The following is a 21,180-nucleotide window of genomic DNA, read 5'->3' as shown; positions in this document are numbered from 1 at the left end:
GCAAATTTAATATATAGCCCATGATCTGTTAGCATGCACTAAAAAAGCACAATAACGGGACATGGCAAGCATGATAAAAAAAGTACTTTCTCATAGTATCGGGCAAGGGATAGTGGCCAAAACTGCAAACAAAACACCAGAAAAACAGTCCGCTATTGCGATAGCGTACGAGAACTCGGCAGGCCACAAGAACATGTTGCAACTTATTCAGTTGCGCTGGCTTGCTGTGTTTGGACAGTTATCAACCATTTTGATCGTCATGTTTGGCTTTGGCATACAGTTGCCCCTGGTCAAAATGCTGGTCGTCTTGATTTGTTTGATAGGCTTTAATATTGCCAGCCATTTGCGCTGGCATGAGCGCGTGTATGTAACCAATGGCGAGCTTGTTTTTGCCTTGCTGATCGATGTATTCAGCCTGACAGCACAGTTGTACTTCGGCGGAGGAACCTCAAACCCGTTTGCTTTTCTTTATCTACTGCAAGTGATTTTAAGCGCAGTCTTGCTGGAAGCCTGGTCTACCTGGATCATCGTCGTCATCACCAGCGCCTGCCTGGCCGGACTATCACTGTTTTCTGAGCCTTTGCCTCTGCCACCAAGTGAAGCCGGCGGGCTATCGCGCCTGTACGTAGCAGGCTTCATCATTTGCTTCATGCTCAATGCTGCCCTGCTGGTTTTCTTTATCACTCGCATCGGCCACAACCTGCATGCCCGGGATGTTCAACTGGCTGATCTGCACCAGCGTGCAGTTGAAGAAGGTCATATCGTGCGCATGGGCCTGTTGGCTTCTGGTGCGGCGCATGAACTGGGTACGCCACTGGCGACGCTCTCGGTCATCCTGGGTGACTGGCGACGGATGCCGGAGTTCAAGAAAAATCCCGAGCTGCTCGAAGAAATCAGCGAAATGGAAACCCAATTACAACGCTGCAAAAGCATCGTCAGCGGCATCCTGTTGTCTGCCGGAGAAGCACGTGGAGAATCTGCGGTCAAAACGACGATCAATACTTTTTTAAATGATCTCACCAAAGAATTTACATCAACCCGGACTATAGTCTCATTTGGTTTCGACAACCAGATCCAGGAAGACATTCCCATCGTCTTTGATACTGCCCTGAAGCAAATGGTCTGTAACGTGCTTGATAATGCCCTGGAAGCTTCCCCGGACTGGTTGCGCATGGAAGCCAGGCGTCAGGGCGACGCACTGATATTCAGGGTCGTCGATCGCGGACCTGGTTTCGATCCAGCCATCTTGTCACGCATAGGAGAACCGTATCAATCGACCAAGGGTCGTCCCGGCAGCGGGCTGGGATTATTTTTCGTCGTCAATGTGGCACGTAAACTGGGCGGTCATTTCACGGCATCCAACCGTGAAGATGGCGGTGCCATAGTACAATTGAGTTTGCCACTTTCGGCGATCATGCTTTAGGAGCCTCTGATCAAGCAGTTTTTTCCCGATAAGAAAATCAATAAAGACTTTGCAATGTCACAAGAGCTGCAATAGCTTGAATAGCCGCTCTGCCCTATCTCATCGACATCCCGGTTTAACTTCAGGAATTTTTATTATGTCAGAGAGTCGTCTGCTACTCATTATCGAAGACGATACTGCTTTTGCCCGTACACTGGGCCGTTCGTTTGAGCGGCGCGGTTACACCGTCTTGCACGCCAACAGCAAAGAAGATGCTGAAAAATTATTATCAGATCATACGCCTGCTTACGCCGTCGTTGATCTGAAGTTGAATGGACACTCATCCGGCCTGGCCTGCGTGCAGCTTTTACATCAACACAATCCCGACATGCTGATTGTCGTACTCACAGGGTTCGCGAGTATTGCGACTGCGGTGGAAGCGGTGAAACTGGGCGCGTGCCAATATCTGTCCAAACCCTCCAACACTGATGATATCGAAGCCGCCTTTGGACATGTCGCTGGCACAGCAGATGTCGAAATCACGAATCGCTCCACTTCCATCAAGAATCTGGAGTGGGAAAGAATCCACGAAGTACTGGCCGAAACCGACTTTAATATTTCCGAAACAGCACGCAGGCTAGGCATGCACAGGCGCACGCTGGCGCGCAAGTTAGAGAAACAAAGGATTAAGTAAATTACTCACCTGTTATTTTTTTGACCAGAAAAACAGTAAATATCAAGATGAAGCAAATACCGGCCTTAAGTAAATACCAGTCTCAAAAGGATTACTCTATAATCCGCCCTTCAACTGAAAGGAAACACCATGAAAATGCGCATCAAAAGACGCCATCTGAATTTTGGACGCTTGTACAATCACCAACTGGCTGCTGTTCTCGAAGCTGCATTTGAAGAATTCAAAAGCAATTTCAGCGAACAAGGCGCATCCATCACAGAGTCCATAGACTCGCTGCAAGACCTGGGTGCCAGCTATCGCCATTTCAAGAAATTTGCCCTGCGTTTCGCCAAGGCACATTAAGTATCTGTTGCCCAGGAAGAGTGCGCTTGAGGGTGAGATTGCTCATCCTTAAGTGCAATCTCACTTTGAGCAGCATCCTGCAATACCAAATCTCCCATCGCTAGTCACCGCCCTCATTTCCATCTGTTGCGTAAAAAACTGTATCCTGGTTGTCGCATTTTTTGGGAGTACAATTTCCTCTCCCCGCACAAACGGAATCTATTCCATGAAACTGTACCCACTATTCCTGTTGATGGCGACAGCCACCGTGTTCAGCCCTGGTCCTGGTGTAGTCATGACACTGACAAATGCCTTGCGCTATGGCATGCGCGGCACTTTTGGCGGCATCCTGGGTATCGCTTTTGGGGCATTGATTGTTGCGGCAATTTCTGCCACCAGTGTGGGTGTCATTCTGGCTGCGTCTGCTACTGCGTTTACCGTACTCAAGCTACTGGGTGCAGCTTATCTGATCTTCCTGGGTATCAAACTCTGGCGCGCACCTGCTTTCCGTTTTACTGAAGGCAACGCCCATGAAGCAAGTTTCAAGAAACGCTTTCTGGAAGGCCTGTCTTTGCAAATGACCAATCCCAAGGCGATTTTCTTCTTCCTTTCGATATTCCCGCAATTCATAGACCCAGCCATGAGCTACGGTTTGCAGTTTGCCGTACTGGTCATGACTTACAGTGGCCTGATTGTCATCATCCATAGCAGCTATGCGATTTTTGCAGGACGCGCCAAGACCTGGCTGACATCTGAAAAAGGTGGTTCTTACATGAATAAAATCGGAGCTGCCACTTTTATATTTTTCGGCTGCGCCCTGGCTGGTGCTAAACGTACGGTGTAAGCAGGGCATAAACAAGGTACCGGCAAGATACGGGCAAGACACAAGCAAGATACAAGCAAGATACAGATTCCGTCAATATCCGTTCAGTTTTCAAGCGATTGCTGTGCAGTGCACAAGTGCAAGGCTGCAACGGATTCATCCATTCTTGACATTTGATAACAAGTACAGACTAAGATTTCTGCTAGGATAATTACGTGTATCGGGTACTCCTGCAAGCTTAATTCCCAGCATCATTCACCGTCCGAGGTGTGCATGTCAACCAGACGTATAGGGATGTCTGACATAGTCATAGGCCAGGCCTTGCCCTGGGATGTCTATGGCAGTGATGGTAGCCTGTTACTACGCAAGGGCTTTATTGTCACCAGTGCCAATCAGGTATCGTCGCTGATAGAACGAGGCCTGTTCGCCGATACCGGCAAATCTGAAGGTGGTTTGCGTGATGGTAAACCTGCAGAAAAAGCCAGCGAAGCCCCCTCCGTAGTGCGCACCATCAATACTGTGCGTACAGAATTGCGCAGACTGGTTTATAACCTCAGTACAGAAGCAGATGTACAAGCCCAGATTATCTCGCTGACCAAAAAAATGGGTGCAGCAGTCTTCATGGCACCCGATGTGGCGCTGGGTTGCATCTTGCTGAATCAGGACGACAACTATGGCCCACGGCATTCTGTCGATACTGCCGTAGTATCTCTGCTGATTGCCCGTACACTCAAAAAACCCGCCGATGAAATGCTCTTGCTGGCCGCTGCCGCACTGACCATGAATGTCGCCATGCTGAGGCAGCAAGAGAAACTGCAAGAGAAAAGTGAAACACTGAATGCGGCAGAACAGGAATTGATTTCCCAGCACCCTGAAGCCGGGGTCGCCATGCTGCGTGCCGCCGGGGTGGATAATGAAGACTGGTTATCCTGGGTTTTGCATCACCATGAGAGTGAAGACGGCACAGGTTACCCGGCAAAAAAAACCAGCGCAGATATCCCGCAAAATGCCAAGATCATTTCACTCGCTGACCGTTACTGCGCCCGCGTATGTGCACGCAGTTACCGCAAATCCATGCTGCCGAATGCAGCGTTGCGCGATATTCTGGTAGAAGGTAAATCCAAGATTGATCCCATGCTGGTCACGGTTTTTATCAAGGAACTGGGCACCTACCCTATAGGCACTTTCGTCAGACTGGAGAGTGGTGAAACCGCCGTAGTGACTGGCAAGGGTGAAACCACGACAACACCTTATGTACATGCACTGCTTGGGCCACGCGGCACACCACTATCCATACCACTCAGACGCGACACGCAAAAACCCCTGATGGCAATACGTGAAGTCCTGCATCGCGACCAGGTATCAGTCAAATTTACCATGCGTCATTTATGGGGCGATATCGCCCGCTTATGAATACACCAGCCCTGCTTGCGCAAGCCAAATGACGATTGCTTCATTCACCGGAATTTAAGTAACCACTATCATGAATAATGATCTCCCTGAGTCTGCAAAAATCAGCAGCGAAGAAAGTTTTGAAGAATTGAACAACCCTGACTATCGCAGTCTGGTGTATTTGTACTTTTCTGATATTGATGTGGGCCAGCAACTGGCCACAACCCTGGAAATGTATCATCATGAAGTCATCTGTTTTGATCAGGCGGATGAACTGCAATCTGCCATCATGGTCAGGATGCCGCAGGCCCTGGTCATAGACGTGGATAGTCCGGCAGGAATGCTTGCCCGGAAAAAAATGGGCAACCGGGTCATCAGCAACTTCCCCATCATTTACATTTCAGCCACAGATGATTTCACGCAGCGCCTGACCGCCGTCAGGGAAGGTGCAGCCGGTTATTTTCTCAAACCCCTGGACGTGGAAGCATTGAGCGCCAAGATAGATGAAAAAATCGCCAGGAATGAAGTACTGGCCTACCGCATACTGGTGGTTGATGACGATGAAATGCTGGCCGCCTATTATGATGCCATACTCAGCAGCGCTGGCATGCATGTGAAAGCCATCAACGACCCTAGTGAAATTCTTGAATCCCTGAAAAAATTCAAACCTGAACTGGTGCTGACAGACTTGAACATGCCCATCTGCAATGGCCTGGAGATGGCGCAAATCATCAGGCAAAACAATCGCTACATCGACATTCCCATCGTCTTTCTATCTACAGAGATACAAAAAGAAATGACCGCCATAGAAACCGGAGCAGACGATTTTCTTGGCAAACCCATAGACCCGGAAAAACTGATATCGACTATCGCCAGCAGGGCAGAACGTTATCGCAATCTGCGCAAGCAGAGATAAGCAAGTTTAAATTCATCAATCTATCGGCAGTCCGCTGACAGGCTTGATTTCTTCCATGCAGATCATAGACCTCAAGGAGGCAACACCCGGTACCTGCATCAGGGTATCGGTCAGGAATTGCGACAGGCTTTTCAAATCACTGGCGACCACCTTCAGGATGTAATCAAAGTCGCCAGAGATGGTGTGGCATTCTATGATTTCCGGGAAAGCCTTCAACTGCCGCTCAACCTCGCGCACATTGCGAAACTGTTCGCGGTCCAGCGACAGATTCACAAATGCCATTACGCCCAGTCCCAGTGCCTCGGGCGCAACCTGCGCTACATAAGCGCGTATCACCCCTTTTTCTTCCAGCGTCCTGACCCTACGCAGGGTCTGCGGTGCCGACAAATGTATGCGCTCAGCCAGGCTCAAATTACTCATGCGCCCATCTTGTTGCAAATGTCGCAAGATACTGCGGTCATACACATCCATTTTGTTCCCCCGGCTTTACCCTGATTTTCAGGATATTTTGTCATTTTCATTAAATAAGAAATTAAAACACACAATTTTCATATATATGAAACTTAATTTCTATTTACATGAAATTTACATCTTATTTAGCAATCTAATTCTTTGCCTGGCTGGCTACAATGGTAAACAGAATACATAGCACAACAGGTGCGCAAGAGCCTGATGCGAAATGGGTCTGGTGGATTTTCAAAAAATCTCACTCTTCTCTGAAGGAGTGAATGGAAGTCTCGCAACATCAGGAAAACCAGGGTGATTTCGCAATAGCCTCTGAAATGTGTTCCCGCAAGTCCTTTTGGATTTGAGCAAAATTGTCGCTGTAACATGGCTATGCAGTTTTGCCAGAGTCCATATTTAAAAACATACGGAGAACATTATGGTGACCTTCATCGGCACAAAAGAACTGCAAAACCATTTGAAGAAGACCAGGCTTGAAGATGCCATTGCGCGTCTGGCTGGCATGATCAAGGAAGATTATTTGCGCTGGCAGTCATTCGACAAATCCGCACGGGTAGCGAATCACTCTGACGTGGGCGTCATAGAGTTGATGCCTATCTCTGACGGCAGCCAATATTCATTCAAATACGTCAATGGTCACCCCAAAAACACCCAGGCTGGTTTGCTGACCGTGACTGCCTTTGGCGTACTGGCTGATGTAAATACCGGTTACCCCCGCCTGCTGTCAGAACTGACACTGACAACTGCAATACGTACCGCCGCCACCTCGGCCCTGGCAGCGACTTACATGGCCAGGCCAGACAGCCGCATCATGGCCCTGATAGGCAATGGTGCGCAAAGTGAATTCCAGGCCGTGGCTTTTCATGCCATGCTGGGCATCAAAGAGTTGCGCGTATATGACATAGACCCTGCAGCAACCGACAAATTAATTCATAATTTGCGCATGTATCCAGAATTAAGGGTGATACGTGCCAGTTCCACTGCAGAGGCAGTCAAAGGTGCGGACATCGTGACCACGGTGACAGCAGACAAAACCAATGCCATCATACTGACCCAGGACATGATAGAACCCGGCATGCATATCAATGGCGTAGGTGGTGATTGCCCAGGCAAGACAGAGTTGCATGCGGATATTTTGAATAACGCGCATGTGGTAGTGGAATATGAACCGCAATCGCGCATAGAAGGTGAATTGCAGCAAATGCCGGCAGACTTCAAGGTGACCGAGTTGTGGACTATTCTGGCAGGTAATGCCACAGGCCGCAGCCATGCTGAGCAAGTCACGGTATTTGATTCTGTCGGATTTGCGCTGGAAGATTTTTCTGCCATGCGTTATCTGGAAAAATATGTCATGCAGGCAAATTCACCGGTGCTGGATCTGATTCCTGAAATGATGAACCCGAAAGACCTGTTTGGTATGGGAATGGCAGCAACGAGCAACAATGTTGCCAGCCCTGCCCGTAGCAATACAGATTGTGCAGTACCAATAAACGCCTGAAGTCTATCCTGACAGGGCATTACACTAGAAACGAATGAAAACCATTTCCTTAATTGGAGCGCCTACCGATGTAGGCGCAAGCGTCAGAGGCGCGGGCATGGGGCCCGACGCATTACGTGTGGCGGGCCTGAACGAGGCTTTGACGGCACGCGGCTTGAAAGTCATTGACCATGGCAATTTGCATGGTCCAGCCAATCCCTGGGAACAACCAGTGAATGGCCTGCGCCACCTCAAAGAGGCGATAGACTGGAACCAGGCCGTGTATGACGCCGTCGACAAGGCCTTGCAGGATGGCCACATGCCCATGATGCTCGGTGGTGATCATTGTCTGGCGATAGGTTCGATCAGCGCGGTGGCAGCACACTGCCGCCGCGTTGGCAAGAAACTGCGCGTCTTGTGGTTTGATGCACATGCTGACAGCAATCTTTCAACCATCAGCCCTACCGGCAATATCCACGGCATGCCTGTTGCCTGTCTCATGGGTCATGGTCCGAAAGAGTTGATCAACTATAGCGGCCAGACGCCAGCCATCCAGCCCACCGACATACGCCTGATAGGCATACGCAGTGTCGATGATGGTGAGCGCAAGTTCATTCATGAAATGGGTATGCAGGTATTCGACATGCGCTACATCGATGAATATGGCATGCGCAATGTCATGTCTTCCGTACTGGCGAATCTCGACAGCAATACCCATTTGCATGTGAGCTTTGATCTTGACTGTCTGGACCCAGGCATCGCCCCTGGAGTAGGCACGGCAGTACTCGGCGGCCCCAGCTACCGCGAAGCGCAGTTGTGCATGGAAATGATCGCCGACACTGGCCTGATGGCATCGCTGGATGTAGTAGAACTGAACCCGGCACTGGATGTGCGCAATCAAACCGCAGTGCTGGCGGTTGATTTGATCGAAAGCCTGTTTGGCAAATCGACGCTGGTCAGGATGTAATTGTCACCAGATGGAACTCATTTCATCTCCATTGATGAAATGAGTTCTGGCAAAACCGGGATTGCTGATGACCTTGGTTACCAATCATCATTTAAATGGAATTGCCATTATACGCAGCAGTTGTTTGTCTTCTGGATAAGCATCAGGGTCATGGACACCAAGTGCATCAGGAAGTGAACCTGGATGGTAATCAAAGCTACCAAATAATTGATCCCAAATGGTAACTACCGCAGCATAGTTTTTACCTTCATTGAATGCTGAACTATGGTGATAGCGGTGCAGTTCAGTACCCATGAAAAGGTAGTTCAAATATCCAGCCCGCACATCGACGTTGAAGTGCGAAACCAATCCCTGAAAACCAGTCAGTACCGCCGCAGCAAAGATGGCCTCTTCTGAAAAACCAAGAAACACAGGTGGCAACATCAGTATCACCCGGACATAGGCGCTGTTGATCGGATGGCCAACCGCATGCATGAAGACATATACTTGCTGCGGCAGATGATGTGCCACATGCGTTTTCCACATCCACTGTCCAAATCGGCCTCGTGCCTGGTGACTATAGCGATGCACCCAATACCAGAGAAAGTCGGAAATTAAAATAGCGACACAAGCCTGTCCCCACCAAGGCAGTCCGTCGGCGTCGTGAACCTTGGGCAAGGCACTCCAGCGCGTCAGTGCAGTAAGGCAGAAGCTGGTAGCGGCCAGGGCTGCACCATTGACCAGCATCATGGGAATATCCCTGCGTAAAAAACTGCGCCAGCTCATGCTCCAGTCTGCCCGTGCCGGCATGACCCATTCCAGAAAAAGCATGATGCCTATGGTCACTCCCAAATAGATGGAATAAGCCTGTTTGGGTACGCCCAGCATTTTCATGGTGTTCATGTATATGAAGGCCAGTGTCATCAACAAGCCCAGCGGGTAAAACCAGAATTCGATGAACCGGGTGAAATAATTTTTCAAAAAACCAGATTCTGGCGCTTGTGTATGGCGTTTGACAGATGAGGTATACATATTTTCTTTACTCCACTGTGAGTTGTATTGTTTGCGCGTTATTGCCGTGGGTGAAACGTAGTTTTTCAAAGTCAGGCATGCCTGAAAACAGGCTTACCCTGAAACCATTCGAAAACCCCAGCGTCTCGACCGGCAAGCCAAAGAAATTGTGATCGACAGTTCCGTTATCGTTGACATCGTGAAGCACAACTACCGCATACTCACCGGCAGGCAATGCCGTAAACACGAAGCTGCTTTGTCCATTGTTGATTAAAGCGCTTATTTCCAGTTGCCCCTTCCTAGTGACTTCATTGCCCGGCAGGTAGAGTCTGGCAATTGCATGCCCTGTATTCGTTTTAAAACCGTTCGCGATCACTGTCAGGTTGCCTTTGACGTCCTGGGCATTTGTCATACTGGCTGTCGTGAACAAGCTAAGCACTACGACGGTTGATAAACGCAAGACCCGGCGAAGATGGTGAGACGCCCGGTGCATCGATGCAGCAATTTGTTTGTTGATAGTGTTTGTCATCATGTACTTGTCTGAAATTGGACAGGCGTCCATAATCGCAAGCAAAGGGAGTTAGCCAAAGAACCAAATTCCATTCCACGCCCATTTACAGACATTTCCGCCCTTAATGTTCAGGAAATCGCCCCATGCTCACGCACACAGTAACTGACCGCCGGATACTTAAAACCAGACTGGCTCTGCGCGAAGCCTTGTTGAATTTGTTGACTGAATGCGCCTGGGATGACCTCAGCATCCAGGAAATTTGCGAACGGGCAAATGTCGGGCGCTCAACGTTTTATATGCATTTTGAAAGCAAAGATGCCCTGCTTTCAGAAAGCCTGAATGATTTGCGGGACGCTTTGACAGCACATGCCGAATTGCACACAGAAGTGCGGGCTTTTGCTTTCTTGCCTGGCTTGCTTGCACATATGGAGGAAAATCGACGTATATTCAGAAACGTCATTGGTCGACGCAGTGGCTATGGTGTCGAGCGCCGTTTCCGGGAAATGGTATTTCAATTAATAGAACAAGATTTGGCAAAGCGGAATGTCACAGAAACCGAGCGGCATATGTTGGTGCACTATCTTGCAGGCGGTATTGTCGATTTGATGGCCTGGTGGGTGGATGCGCCTGAAGCACCCACCATGGGTGAGCTGGAACAGTTTATATTGGAACGGGTTGCAAAACCGTTGCAAAACAACAATCAGACTTGATCGCGATGCCATCAGATAAACAGAGTGACTTGAACGATATTACTGACCAAGCCAGGCATAAGTACACATGAGTACTGCAACTGGTGATTCAATGAGAATGTTGATGATGCATATCCGGATAATGTGGATGTTTGTGTCTTAAGGGATGATGTTGGTGTTGATGCACATGTGGCTCGGTGCCATCCCAACCTGCCTCATGTTCATGTTGGTGATGCAAGTCATGCGTATGTTCATGTGCGTGCTGCAGGGCTTCGTGCGCATGTTCGTGCTCATGGTTTTCGCTCAGGTGCAGCCAGATGCCCACCAGCATCAAAAATGCGGCCAGCCAAAAGACGCTACCGGGCCGCTCACCCAGAAACAGCAAAGACATGGCTGTCCCGACAAAAGGTGCTGACGAAAAATAGGCGCCAGTACGCGCAGCACCCAGATGCCGCAATGCCAGTACAAACATGACCAGGCTGAGACCGTAGCCAGAAAACCCAATCAGACCCACCGATAGCAAGGTGTCGCCATGCGGCAGTTGATAGCCGGATGCCAGGGCAATGCTCAGGTTCACGGCACCAGCAACCAAGCCTTTGATGCCGGCAATTTGCAAGGCATCACTGGCAGCCACCTTGCGCGTAAGATTATTATCAATTGCCCAGCACAAGCAAGCCACAGCGATGGCCAGAGCGCCCCAGGGCACGCCCAATACCGGCACTTGTTCCCATGATAAAAGCGCTCCTGCTACCACGATCAACAACATGCCCAGAAAGATACGCCGGTCAAAATTTTCTTTAAAAACAAACCAGGCCAGCAATGCTGTCAATACGCCTTCCAGATTCAGCAAAAGAGACGTTGTGGAAGCTGGCGTCAGCGTCAAACCCACCATCAGCAATACTGGCCCTGCTATTCCGCCAGTAAGAATGGCAGCAGCAAGCCAGGGTAAATCTGGTCGAGTGAGAGGTACAAATTGATCCTGTCTGCGATGAAAAATGGCGGCACGCAAAATAAAAATCAACAGCAAGCCCAGACCACTACCCAGATACAAGACACCCGCCAGCATGACTGGGGTAATATCCGCCACCATCGTTTTGGCGAATGGCGTGCTGATGCCAAACAAGGCGGCTGCCAGCAATGCGTAAATAACGCCTTTATTCATCACATGATATTTCATATATTTTCTGGCAAATATCAATCACCATCAATGACAGCCACTACCATGGCTACCCAGATTACGCACCGGATGTTCTTCTGCCGTACCCAGATTCTGCAAAATCCCGCAGTCTTTTGTTGCCTGCGCGCTGGTGCATAACTTGCGCAGGGACTTTAGTTGTAACTCCAGTCCCTTCAATTCCCTGATGCGATGGGCGACATGTTCTATATGCTTGTCGAGCAAGGCATTCACTTCTGAACAATTATCTTCAGGCGCATCGCGGAATTGCAATAGCTGGCGTATTTCATCCAGCGTCATATCCAGTGAACGGCAATGCCGTATGAATTGCAGGCGCTCTGCATGCATTTCGCCATACAGACGGAAATTGCCCTGCGAACGGCTGGCCTGTGGCAGCAAGCCTTCTTTTTCATAGTAGCGTATGGTTTCTACCAGACAGCCGGACCGTTTTGCCAATTCGCCAATTTTCAATTCCATTTTGCTTGCCTCGCTCGTTTCAATATTAGTTTAAATATTAGCGCTTGACTCTATACCTGCTACAGGGTGTCTAATGCTCACTATACCTCTTTTCCGGAGTCAGCATGGCGCATCAACACGATCATTCAGAACACTCGCATGAGCCCACCCATGAGCCAGCGCCCAAGCATGTCCATAGCTGTTGCGGCCACGGAGAAGTCAAGGCGGCGCAGGTCAACGACAAGCCCATAGCAACGCCCGCTGGTACATCGACCGTGGTGTATTCCATAGAAAACATGGATTGCCCGACAGAAGAAGGCTTAATACGCAACAAGCTAAGCCCCATGCCCGGCATAGCCCAGCTTGATTTCAATCTCATGCAGCGCAAACTGACGGTCAGCCATACACTGGAAAATCATGCAAAGATTCAGACCCTGCTGACTTCCATAGGCATGCAGGCCGTGCTATTAAGCGAAGATGGCAAAGACAATGAGAACGCAGTCGCAACCCCACCAGCAAACCCTGCACACAAATGGTGGTTGCTGGGTGCTGCTGGCGTAGCTGCGGTACTCGCAGAAACCTATGCCTATATCAGCGGCGCAGAAAAAGCCTGGCCCGTCATGCTCTTGTCTGCCCTGGCGATACTGCTCAGTGGCACCAGCACTTATAAAAAGGGCTGGATAGCACTCAAGAATTTGAACCTGAACATCAATGCCCTGATGACCATTGCCGTCACCGGTGCGCTGATCATAGGGCAATGGCCGGAAGCGGCCATGGTCATGGTCTTGTTCAGTCTGTCAGAAGCGATAGAAGCGATGTCGCTGGACCGCGCCCGCAATGCCATACGCGGCCTGATGGCAATGACGCCAGAAACAGCCAGCGTCTTGCAGGCGGATGGCAGCTGGCAGGATGTTGCGGCCAAAGCTATCGCCATAGGCGCTACGGTAAGGGTTGCTCCGGGTGAACGCATCCCGCTGGATGGTGAACTCAGCCAGGGGCAATCCTCAGTCAATCAGGCACCTATCACGGGCGAGAGCATACCGGTTGCCAAGACAGTTGGTGACAAGCTGTTTGCCGGTACCATTAATGAAACCGGTTCTTTTGAATACCGCGTGACTGCTGCGCAAACTGACTCCACCCTGTCACGTATTATCCATGCGGTTGAAGAGGCGCAAGGCAGCCGTGCGCCTACACAACGCTTTGTCGATAGCTTTGCAAAGGTATATACACCCATCGTGTTTGTCCTGGCGCTGGGCGTCATGCTCATCCCTCCCCTGCTGCTGGGCCTGCCATGGATGGTGTGGATATACAAGGCGCTGGTCTTGCTGGTGATTGCCTGCCCATGTGCTTTGGTGGTCTCGACCCCGGTGACTGTGGTCAGCGGGCTGGCGGCAGCGGCCAAGGCGGGCATACTCATCAAGGGTGGCGTGTATCTGGAAGAAGGCCGCAAGCTGAAGTCGCTGGCTCTGGATAAAACCGGCACCATCACCCAGGGCAAACCCGTCGTCACTGATATCAAACTGCTTGCTGGTGATCAGGCCATGGCATTGCAACTGGCAGCCAGTCTGGCAGGCCGCTCTGATCATCCGGTGTCGGGCGCAGTGACTGCCTATTCAGCAAATCAAGGCAGCAGCGCATTGGAAGTCAGTAACTTTGAGGCGATTGCAGGCCGTGGCGTCAAAGGCCAGATAGCGGGCAAATGGTACTACCTGGGCAATCATCGCCTGATAGAAGAACTCAAGATTTGCAGCCCGGCTACTGAGGCAGCACTATTTGCGCTGGAAGCGGAAGGCAAGACAGCCGTCATCATTGCTGACGAAGAAAAGGCCTTGGCAGTGATAGCCGTGGCAGACACTGTGCGTGAAAGCAGCCGCCAGGCAATTGCAGAACTGCATGCGCTGGGCATACGCACCGTCATGCTGACTGGCGATAATGAAATGACTGCAAAAGCCATTGCAAAAAACGTGGGCATTGATGATGCCCGTGGCAACCTGCTGCCTGAAGACAAACTGGCCGCCATCAATGACGAACTGGCAAGTCATGGCACGGTAGGCATGGTCGGCGACGGCATTAATGATGCACCAGCGCTGGCCAAATCCAGCATAGGTTTTGCCATGGGTGCAGCAGGCACGGACACAGCACTGGAAACTGCCGACGTTGCCCTGATGGATGATGACTTGCGCAAGATCCCGCAATTCATCCGCTTGAGTCAACGCACTGCGGCCATACTGAAACAGAATATCGCGCTGGCACTGGGTATCAAGCTGGCCTTCCTGGTCATGGCAGTGATGGGTGTAGCAACACTGTGGATGGCAGTATTTGCTGATATGGGTGCGAGCCTGCTAGTCATCTTCAATGGCTTGCGCTTAGTCCGTCGTCTAAAATAATGACAATGCGCTTTAGGGTTTATAATTCGCACCATGCTTAAAAAGTTCATCCTCATGATCATAGTCGCTTTCACTCTCCAGCTAAGCTGGTCGGTGGCGAGTGCCTATTGCATGCATGAGACGGACAAGTCTGCGCAGCATTTTGGGCATCATCCGCATGAGCATGATGCCAAAGATGGTGAAAACCACGCTGATAAGTCAGCAGACAAGTCAGCCGCAAAAAAAGCAAACTCCCACCCGGATTGTGCATCTTGCGCGCATAGCCCGCTGGGTGCTTATTCGTCCAATCTGCCGCTGACAGAATCGACGCTGATCACTTATCAAATCACTGCAGCATCGCTGCAAACTCCTGCGCCTTTCCTGGCGCAACCTGAACGCCCCAAATGGATGACCTTCGCCTAAGTCCGGCGAGCCATCTGTCTGATTTATTTCTTTGTGTTTGTGTGGCGTCACGTATTTTCTTGCGTGCGCGTAAAGCATTTCCAAAGCTAGAAACTCGACGGTTACTTGCTGGATTCTTCCATTTCGTTTCTTCAGGAGAATGCCATGCAAAAATTATTCTTGCCACTCGCTATAGTGGCTGTACTACTGTGCCTCATGCTGTTTCCAGCATCGGCACAGGCACAAAACTCACTGCTCCCGACCAGCGCAGGCGTAATGACCCTGCCCACGGCAATAGCGCAGGCGCTTGCCAATAATCCCGACATCGCTGCTGCCAGGCGTGAAGTGCAAGCCAGTGATGGCGCATTGCGCCAGGCTGGTGTCATGCCCAATCCGGAACTGTCCGCGCTCATCGAAGATGCCAGGCAAGACAGCCGCAGCACCACCATACAAATCAATCAGCCTCTGGAACTGGGTGGCAAACGCGGTGCACGCATGAGTGTCGCCGAGCGTAGTCGCAGCGTTGCCTTGAATGAACTGGCGATCAAATCAGCCGAGATCAGGGCAGCAGTTACCACACATTTTTTTGCCGTCTTGATTGCGCAAGAGCGCCAGCGTCTGGCAACATTGTCACTGGAACTGGCACAGCGTGCCAGCCATGCTGCCAGCCGCCAGGTCAGCCTCGGTAAAATCCCGCCACTGGAAGCCACCCGGGCAGGCATTGCCGAATCTGGCGTGCGTGTGGAGCTTGCACAAGCCAATAGTGCATTACTGATAGCCAGGCAAAGTCTGGCAACAGCCATGGGCAGCAAGCTGACTGCCGATCAGCAACTGCAGGCTGAGTTCCATACGTTGCCCGCATTACCCGACTTGCAAAAATTGACGCAAGCTCTGGCACGCTCACCATTAATGCAACGCGCACAGCTGGAAGTGGACAAACGCCTCGCCATGTCTGCACTGGAAAAAACCAGGCAAGTTCCTGACCTGACTTTAAGCATAGGCAACAAGCGTGAACAGCAAACTGGCCGCAACCAGGTCATCGTCGGCATCAGCATCCCGCTGAACCTGTTTGACCGCAACCAGGGCAATTTGCAAGAAGCAGTGAGCCGCGCAGACAAGGCCAGGGATGAGTTGACAGCCACAGAAAACCGCCTGCATGGCGAGATACTGCAAGCCCATCAACGCCTGAGCCTGGCCAGGGAAGAAGCCGAGATGTTGAAGAAAGACATGCTGCCGGGTGCGCAGCAGGCATATGAGTTTGCCATCAAGGGCTTTGAATACGGCAAGTTCAATTTCATGGATGTGCTGGACGCCCAGCGTTCGTTACTGCAAGCCAGGGCGCAATACTTGCGCAGCCTGTCAGAAGCCCAGCGTGCCGCGGCAGATATCGAGGCTTATATAGGTGACAGTGAATTCAGCCTGTTCACCGCCACCTCTTCATTTTAGGATTTTGTATGAAACTGAATATCAATAAAAAAACTGCCGTGCCAGTCATCATCGTCATCCTCATAGGTGTCTTACTGGCTGCACTGATACTGAGTACAGGAAAATCAAAAAAAACCGATGAACATGGCAGCCATGCAGAGCAGGCTGAACATGCCGACAAAGAACATCACGATGAGATCACTGAAACTGCCAAAGGCCCACATGGCGGCAAGCTGTTCAGCAAGGATGGCTATGCACTGGAAGTGACTATCTTCGAGCAAAACACGGCACCAGAATTTCGCCTGTATGCCTATCAGGATGGCAAGCCGCTGCCACCTGCAGCAAACAATATCAGCATCAATCTGGAACGTCTGGGTGGCGCAGTACAAAATTTCAAGTTCAGCACAGAAAAAAATTATCTGAAAAGTGATGCCATCGTCGAAGAACCGCATTCCTTCAAAGCCAGTATCACGGCCCAGTATGCGGGCAAGAGCTATCAGTTCAATTACGAACAGATAGAAGGCCGCGTCAGCATGAATGCCCTGAAGCGCAAGCAAAATGGCGTGGAGACAGAAATTGCAGGTGCAGTGAAACTGCAAAGTAATCTGAACTTGTTGGGTGAAATAAAACTGAATGAAGACCGCATGCTGCAAATCGTACCGCGCCTAGCAGGTATCGTGGAAAGCGTGGCGGTGAATGCGGGTGACAAGGTCAGCAAGGGTCAGCTACTGGCCGTGATATCCAGCCAGGCCCTGGTCGATTTGCGCACCGAAGTGCTGGCAACACAAAAACGCCATGCACTGGCACGCAGTAATTTTGAGCGCGAGAAAAAACTCTGGGAAGAAAAAATCTCGGCCGAACAGGATTATCTGCAAGCCCGCAATGCCATGCAGGAAGCCGACATCACCCTGCAAAGTGCACAGCAAAAACTGGCTTCCCTCGGTGCTGGGATGGCTAGCAAGGGCAATCTGAACCGCTATGAAATCCGCTCACCTATCGCAGGCACAGTGACCGAGAAACACATCAGCATGGGCCAGTCACTCAAGGATGATGCTGCCATCTTTACGGTGGTCGATCTCAGCAGTGTCTGGGTGGAAATCGCGATACCTGCCAAGGATCTCAACAATGTCAGGACAGGTCAAAACGCCAAAATCAGCGCCAATGCCTTTGACGCAACGGCAGAAGGCAAGCTCAGCTACGTAGGTGCAGTCATGGGTGAACAAACCCGCACGGCCAAAGCCCGCTTGCTGCTGCCAAACACCAAGGGCGAGTGGTATCCTGGCCTGACAGTGAATGTGGCACTGCTGTCAACCGAAGTGGAAGTGCCGGTTGCGATCGTCAATGAAGCCATACAAATCATCGATGAGCAAGCCACGGTGTTTGCCAGCTATGGCGACCAGCTGGAAGCCAGACCGGTGGAGCTAGGTCGTAGCGATGGCAAGTACACAGAAATACGCAAGGGCTTGCAGGCGGGTACAGTCTATGTCGCAAAAAACAGTTTCCTGATCAAGGCTGAGCTGGGCAAAGCTGCCGCCAGTCATGAACACTAAGAGCATGAGGAAAATACATCATGTTTGAAAAAATCATACAATTTTCGATAGCGCAGCGCTGGCTGGTCATCATGCTGACCCTGGCGCTGGCAGCACTGGGCATCTTCAGTTACCAGCGCCTGCCTATTGATGCGGTACCCGACATCACCAATGTCCAGGTACAGGTCAATACCGCTGCGCCTGGCTACTCACCTCTGGAGGCTGAGCAACGCATCAGCTTTCCCATAGAAACCGTGATGGCGGGCCTACCCAACCTGCAGCAGACGCGTTCATTGTCACGCTATGGCTTGTCGCAAGTGACTATCATCTTCAAGGATGGGACTGACATTTACTTTGCCCGCCAGCTCGTCAATGAACGCATACAGGAAGCCAAGGGCAAGTTGCCAGCAGGCGTGGAACCTGGCATGGGGCCTATCTCCACCGGTCTGGGTGAGATCGTCATGTGGACAGTCGAGAGCAAGGAAGGCGCGCTCAAGGCTGACGGTCAGCCCTACTCTGCCACCGACCTGCGTGAAATACAGGACTGGATCGTCAAGCCACAACTGCGCAATGTTGCAGGCGTGACCGAAATCAATACCATAGGCGGCTATGCCAAGGAATTCCTGGTTGCACCATCGCCAGAAAAACTGGTGGCACATGGTTTGAGCTGGCAAGATGTCGTCACTGCACTGGAAAAAAATAATGGCAATGTCGGCGCGGGTTATATAGAAAGACGTGGTGAACAATACCTGGTCAGGGCACCGGGACAACTGGCTTCCATGGATGACATACGCAATGTCGTCGTCAATACCCAGAAAAATATTCCTGTGCGCATCAACGATATCGCCGAAGTCAGCATAGGCCGTGAATTGCGCACTGGTGCAGCCACAGAAAATGGCCGTGAAGTCGTGCTTGGCACAGTGTTCATGCTGATCGGTGAAAACAGCCGCAAGGTATCGCAGGACGTGGCAAAAAAACTCGCAGAGATCAACCGCAGCCTGCCGCCCGGCATCGTCGCCAGTACTGTATATGACCGCACCGTGCTGGTCGACAAGGCCATCAATACGGTAAAGAAAAACCTGCTGGAAGGTGCGGTGCTGGTGATTGCCATCCTCTTCCTGTTTTTGGGGAATATACGTGCAGCCATCATCACCGCCATGGTCATACCGCTGGCGATGCTGTTCACTTTTACCGGCATGGTGGGCAACAAGGTCAGTGCCAACCTCATGAGCCTGGGGGCGCTGGACTTTGGCATCATCATCGATGGTGCCGTGGTCATCGTCGAGAATTGCGTGCGCAGGCTGGCTCATGCACAAGCGGCCGCCGGACGCACGCTGAACCGCAGTGAACGCCTGCAAGAAGTGTTCGCTGCCGCCAGAGAAGCCCGCCGCCCCTTGCTGTTTGGCCAACTGATCATCATGGTGGTCTATCTGCCCATCTTTGCACTGACCGGGGTAGAAGGCAAGATGTTCCATCCCATGGCATTTACCGTAGTTGCGGCCCTGATTGCCGCGATGGTCCTGTCGATGACTTTCATCCCCGCCGCTGTTGCCTTGTTCATCGGTGAACACGTCAGCGAAAAAGAAAACCGCCTGATGCTGTGGGCCAGGCAACTCTATCAACCCTTGCTGGACTTTGTACTGAAAAGCAAGGCGCTGGTCTTGAGCATCGTGCTGGTGGTACTAGCCTTGAGTGGTTTGCTTGCTAGCCGCATGGGCAGTGAATTTGTCCCCAGCCTGAATGAAGGTGATATTGCCCTGCACGCCATGCGCATACCCGGTACCAGCCTGAGCCAGGCTTTGCAAATGCAGATAGAACTGGAACATGTGATACGCACTTTCCCAGAGGTGGATAAAGTGTTTGGCAAACTGGGCACGGCAGAAATTGCGACTGATCCCATGCCACCAAATGTGGCCGACACCTTCATCATGCTCAAGCCGCAAGCACAATGGCCAGACCCCAAGCGCAGCAAGGATGATCTGGTAGCAGCGATACAGGAAGCAGTCGAAAAAGTGCCGGGCAATAATTATGAATTTACCCAGCCTATACAAATGCGCTTCAATGAACTGATCTCCGGTGTGCGCAGCGATGTCGCGATCAAGGTGTTTGGTGACGACATGGATGTCATGAACCGCACTGCGGACCAGATTGCCAAAGTGCTGGAAAAAATCCCCGGCGCTGCCGATGTCAAGCTGGAGCAAACCACCGGCCTGCCCATGCTGAGCATCAACATCAACCGCGAAAAGGCGGCCAGGCTGGGTTTGAATATCAGCGATGTGCAGGACGTGATTTCTGCAGCCATAGGTGGCAAGGAATCTGGCACCCTGTTCCAGGGTGACCGCCGTTTTGATATCGTTGTGCGCCTGCCAGAAAATGTACGCAGCGATATCGATGCCATCAAGCGCCTGCCCATTCGTCTGCCGAATGTATCGAATGCACAAAATGGAGCAACCAGTTTCACCACCCTGGCTGACCTGGCAAGCATAGACATGGCACCTGGCCCCAACCAGATCAGCCGTGAAGATGGCAAACGCCGTGTCGTGGTCACCGCCAATGTGCGTGGTCGCGACATCGGCTCTTTTGTAAAAGAGGCACAGGAGCAACTGGCACAGAAAGTCAAAGTCCCGACGGCTTACTGGACCACCTGGGGCGGCACTTTCGAGCAATTGCAGTCTGCATCACAGCGCCTGCAAATCGTCGTACCCGCAGCCTTGCTACTGGTCTTCATGCTGCTGTTCGCCATGTTTGGCAACATCAGGGACGGCCTGCTGGTATTCACAGGCGTACCGTTTGCCCTGACCGGTGGCATCGTCGCACTGTGGTTGCGTGATATACCGTTGTCGATTTCTGCTGGCGTAGGCTTTATCGCCTTGTCTGGCGTTGCGGTATTGAATGGCCTGGTGATGATTGCCTATATACGCAGCCTGCGTGAAGAAGGCATGGCGCTGGACAACGCCATCCAGCAAGGCGCATTGACACGTCTGCGTCCGGTGTTGATGACGGCACTGGTAGCATCGCTGGGCTTCATCCCCATGGCACTGGCGACAGGTACAGGGGCTGAAGTGCAAAGGCCACTGGCAACGGTGGTTATCGGTGGCATACTATCATCCACTCTTCTGACTTTGCTTGTGCTGCCATTGTTGTATCAACTGAGCCATCGCAAGACAGATAAACCGTAATC

19 protein-coding genes are annotated in these 21,180 nt (G+C 51.3%); 14 read left to right on the top strand and 5 right to left on the bottom strand.

The annotated features are described in order from the left end of the window. The first annotated feature begins 70 nt into the window (after positions 1 to 70). From AC3WQT_RS09245 to AC3WQT_RS09220, 6 genes are all read left to right on the top strand, one after another. A complete protein-coding gene (locus tag AC3WQT_RS09245) occupies positions 71 to 1,423 on the top strand; it encodes an ATP-binding protein (RefSeq protein WP_492703568.1) in 1,353 nt (450 codons plus the stop codon). Positions 1,424 to 1,559: 136 nt separating this feature from the next. Beyond that, positions 1,560 to 2,096, top strand: coding sequence for a response regulator transcription factor (locus AC3WQT_RS09240; RefSeq protein ID WP_492703567.1), 537 nt, complete (start codon positions 1,560 to 1,562; stop codon positions 2,094 to 2,096). A 129-nt stretch (positions 2,097 to 2,225) separates the two neighbouring features. Further along, a complete protein-coding gene (locus AC3WQT_RS09235) occupies positions 2,226 to 2,438 on the top strand; it encodes a hypothetical protein (protein WP_422949406.1) in 213 nt (70 codons plus the stop codon). 205 nt (positions 2,439 to 2,643) lie between these two features. Further along, positions 2,644 to 3,261 carry a LysE family translocator gene (locus AC3WQT_RS09230; protein ID WP_492703566.1) on the top strand — a complete coding sequence of 206 codons (618 nt, stop codon included), beginning with the start codon at positions 2,644 to 2,646 and terminating at the stop codon, positions 3,259 to 3,261. A 252-nt stretch (positions 3,262 to 3,513) separates the two neighbouring features. Beyond that, positions 3,514 to 4,653, top strand: a complete 1,140-nt coding sequence (locus tag AC3WQT_RS09225) for an HD-GYP domain-containing protein (RefSeq protein WP_492703565.1) — start codon at positions 3,514 to 3,516, stop codon at positions 4,651 to 4,653. Positions 4,654 to 4,723: 70 nt separating this feature from the next. Next, entirely contained in the window at positions 4,724 to 5,548 is an 825-nt protein-coding gene (locus AC3WQT_RS09220) for a response regulator (protein WP_492703564.1), read from the top strand. A gap of 15 nt (positions 5,549 to 5,563) precedes the next feature. Here the strand turns inward: AC3WQT_RS09220 and AC3WQT_RS09215 are convergent, their stop codons facing one another. Further along, positions 5,564 to 6,019, bottom strand: coding sequence for an Lrp/AsnC family transcriptional regulator (locus AC3WQT_RS09215; protein WP_162057814.1), 456 nt, complete (start codon positions 6,017 to 6,019; stop codon positions 5,564 to 5,566). 412 nt (positions 6,020 to 6,431) lie between these two features. Here AC3WQT_RS09215 and ocd point away from each other — a divergent pair, with 412 nt between their 5' ends. After that, positions 6,432 to 7,511 carry an ornithine cyclodeaminase gene (gene ocd / locus AC3WQT_RS09210; protein ID WP_492703563.1) on the top strand — a complete coding sequence of 360 codons (1,080 nt, stop codon included), beginning with the start codon at positions 6,432 to 6,434 and terminating at the stop codon, positions 7,509 to 7,511. Between the two features lie 34 nt (positions 7,512 to 7,545). Next, positions 7,546 to 8,457, top strand: a complete 912-nt coding sequence (rocF, locus tag AC3WQT_RS09205) for an arginase (RefSeq protein WP_422949411.1) — start codon at positions 7,546 to 7,548, stop codon at positions 8,455 to 8,457. Between the two features lie 87 nt (positions 8,458 to 8,544). On the opposite strand, the gene AC3WQT_RS09200 is transcribed toward rocF, so the two are convergent. Beyond that, positions 8,545 to 9,468: a sterol desaturase family protein gene (locus tag AC3WQT_RS09200; protein WP_492703562.1), complete on the bottom strand. Its 924-nt coding sequence runs from the start codon at positions 9,466 to 9,468 to the stop codon at positions 8,545 to 8,547. Between the two features lie 7 nt (positions 9,469 to 9,475). Beyond that, on the bottom strand, positions 9,476 to 9,979 hold the full coding sequence (locus AC3WQT_RS09195) for a DUF2141 domain-containing protein (RefSeq protein WP_492703561.1): 504 nt from the start codon (positions 9,977 to 9,979) through the stop codon (positions 9,476 to 9,478). A gap of 122 nt (positions 9,980 to 10,101) precedes the next feature. Between AC3WQT_RS09195 and AC3WQT_RS09190 the strand changes: the two genes are divergently transcribed. Beyond that, positions 10,102 to 10,668: a TetR/AcrR family transcriptional regulator gene (locus tag AC3WQT_RS09190; protein ID WP_492703560.1), complete on the top strand. Its 567-nt coding sequence runs from the start codon at positions 10,102 to 10,104 to the stop codon at positions 10,666 to 10,668. 88 nt (positions 10,669 to 10,756) lie between these two features. Here the strand turns inward: AC3WQT_RS09190 and AC3WQT_RS09185 are convergent, their stop codons facing one another. Then, a complete protein-coding gene (locus AC3WQT_RS09185) occupies positions 10,757 to 11,809 on the bottom strand; it encodes a DMT family transporter (protein ID WP_492703651.1) in 1,053 nt (350 codons plus the stop codon). 42 nt (positions 11,810 to 11,851) lie between these two features. Further along, positions 11,852 to 12,298 (bottom strand): Cd(II)/Pb(II)-responsive transcriptional regulator, encoded by a 447-nt coding sequence (gene cadR / locus AC3WQT_RS09180; protein WP_423006790.1) that lies wholly within the window; start codon positions 12,296 to 12,298, stop codon positions 11,852 to 11,854. 104 nt (positions 12,299 to 12,402) lie between these two features. Here cadR and AC3WQT_RS09175 point away from each other — a divergent pair, with 104 nt between their 5' ends. From AC3WQT_RS09175 to AC3WQT_RS09155, 5 genes are all read left to right on the top strand, one after another. Beyond that, positions 12,403 to 14,664, top strand: a complete 2,262-nt coding sequence (locus tag AC3WQT_RS09175) for a heavy metal translocating P-type ATPase (RefSeq protein ID WP_492703559.1) — start codon at positions 12,403 to 12,405, stop codon at positions 14,662 to 14,664. 33 nt (positions 14,665 to 14,697) lie between these two features. After that, positions 14,698 to 15,066 (top strand): hypothetical protein, encoded by a 369-nt coding sequence (locus AC3WQT_RS09170; protein ID WP_492703558.1) that lies wholly within the window; start codon positions 14,698 to 14,700, stop codon positions 15,064 to 15,066. A gap of 144 nt (positions 15,067 to 15,210) precedes the next feature. Beyond that, positions 15,211 to 16,491, top strand: a complete 1,281-nt coding sequence (locus tag AC3WQT_RS09165) for a TolC family protein (RefSeq protein WP_492703557.1) — start codon at positions 15,211 to 15,213, stop codon at positions 16,489 to 16,491. Between the two features lie 8 nt (positions 16,492 to 16,499). Beyond that, positions 16,500 to 18,020, top strand: coding sequence for an efflux RND transporter periplasmic adaptor subunit (locus AC3WQT_RS09160; RefSeq protein ID WP_492703556.1), 1,521 nt, complete (start codon positions 16,500 to 16,502; stop codon positions 18,018 to 18,020). Between the two features lie 20 nt (positions 18,021 to 18,040). Then, on the top strand, positions 18,041 to 21,178 hold the full coding sequence (locus tag AC3WQT_RS09155; RefSeq protein ID WP_492703555.1) for an efflux RND transporter permease subunit: 3,138 nt from the start codon (positions 18,041 to 18,043) through the stop codon (positions 21,176 to 21,178). The last annotated feature ends 2 nt before the right edge of the window (positions 21,179 to 21,180 follow it).

The organism is Undibacterium sp. FW305-107 (genome assembly GCF_058788535.1).
This window is presented reverse-complemented; position numbering and strand designations above follow the sequence as displayed.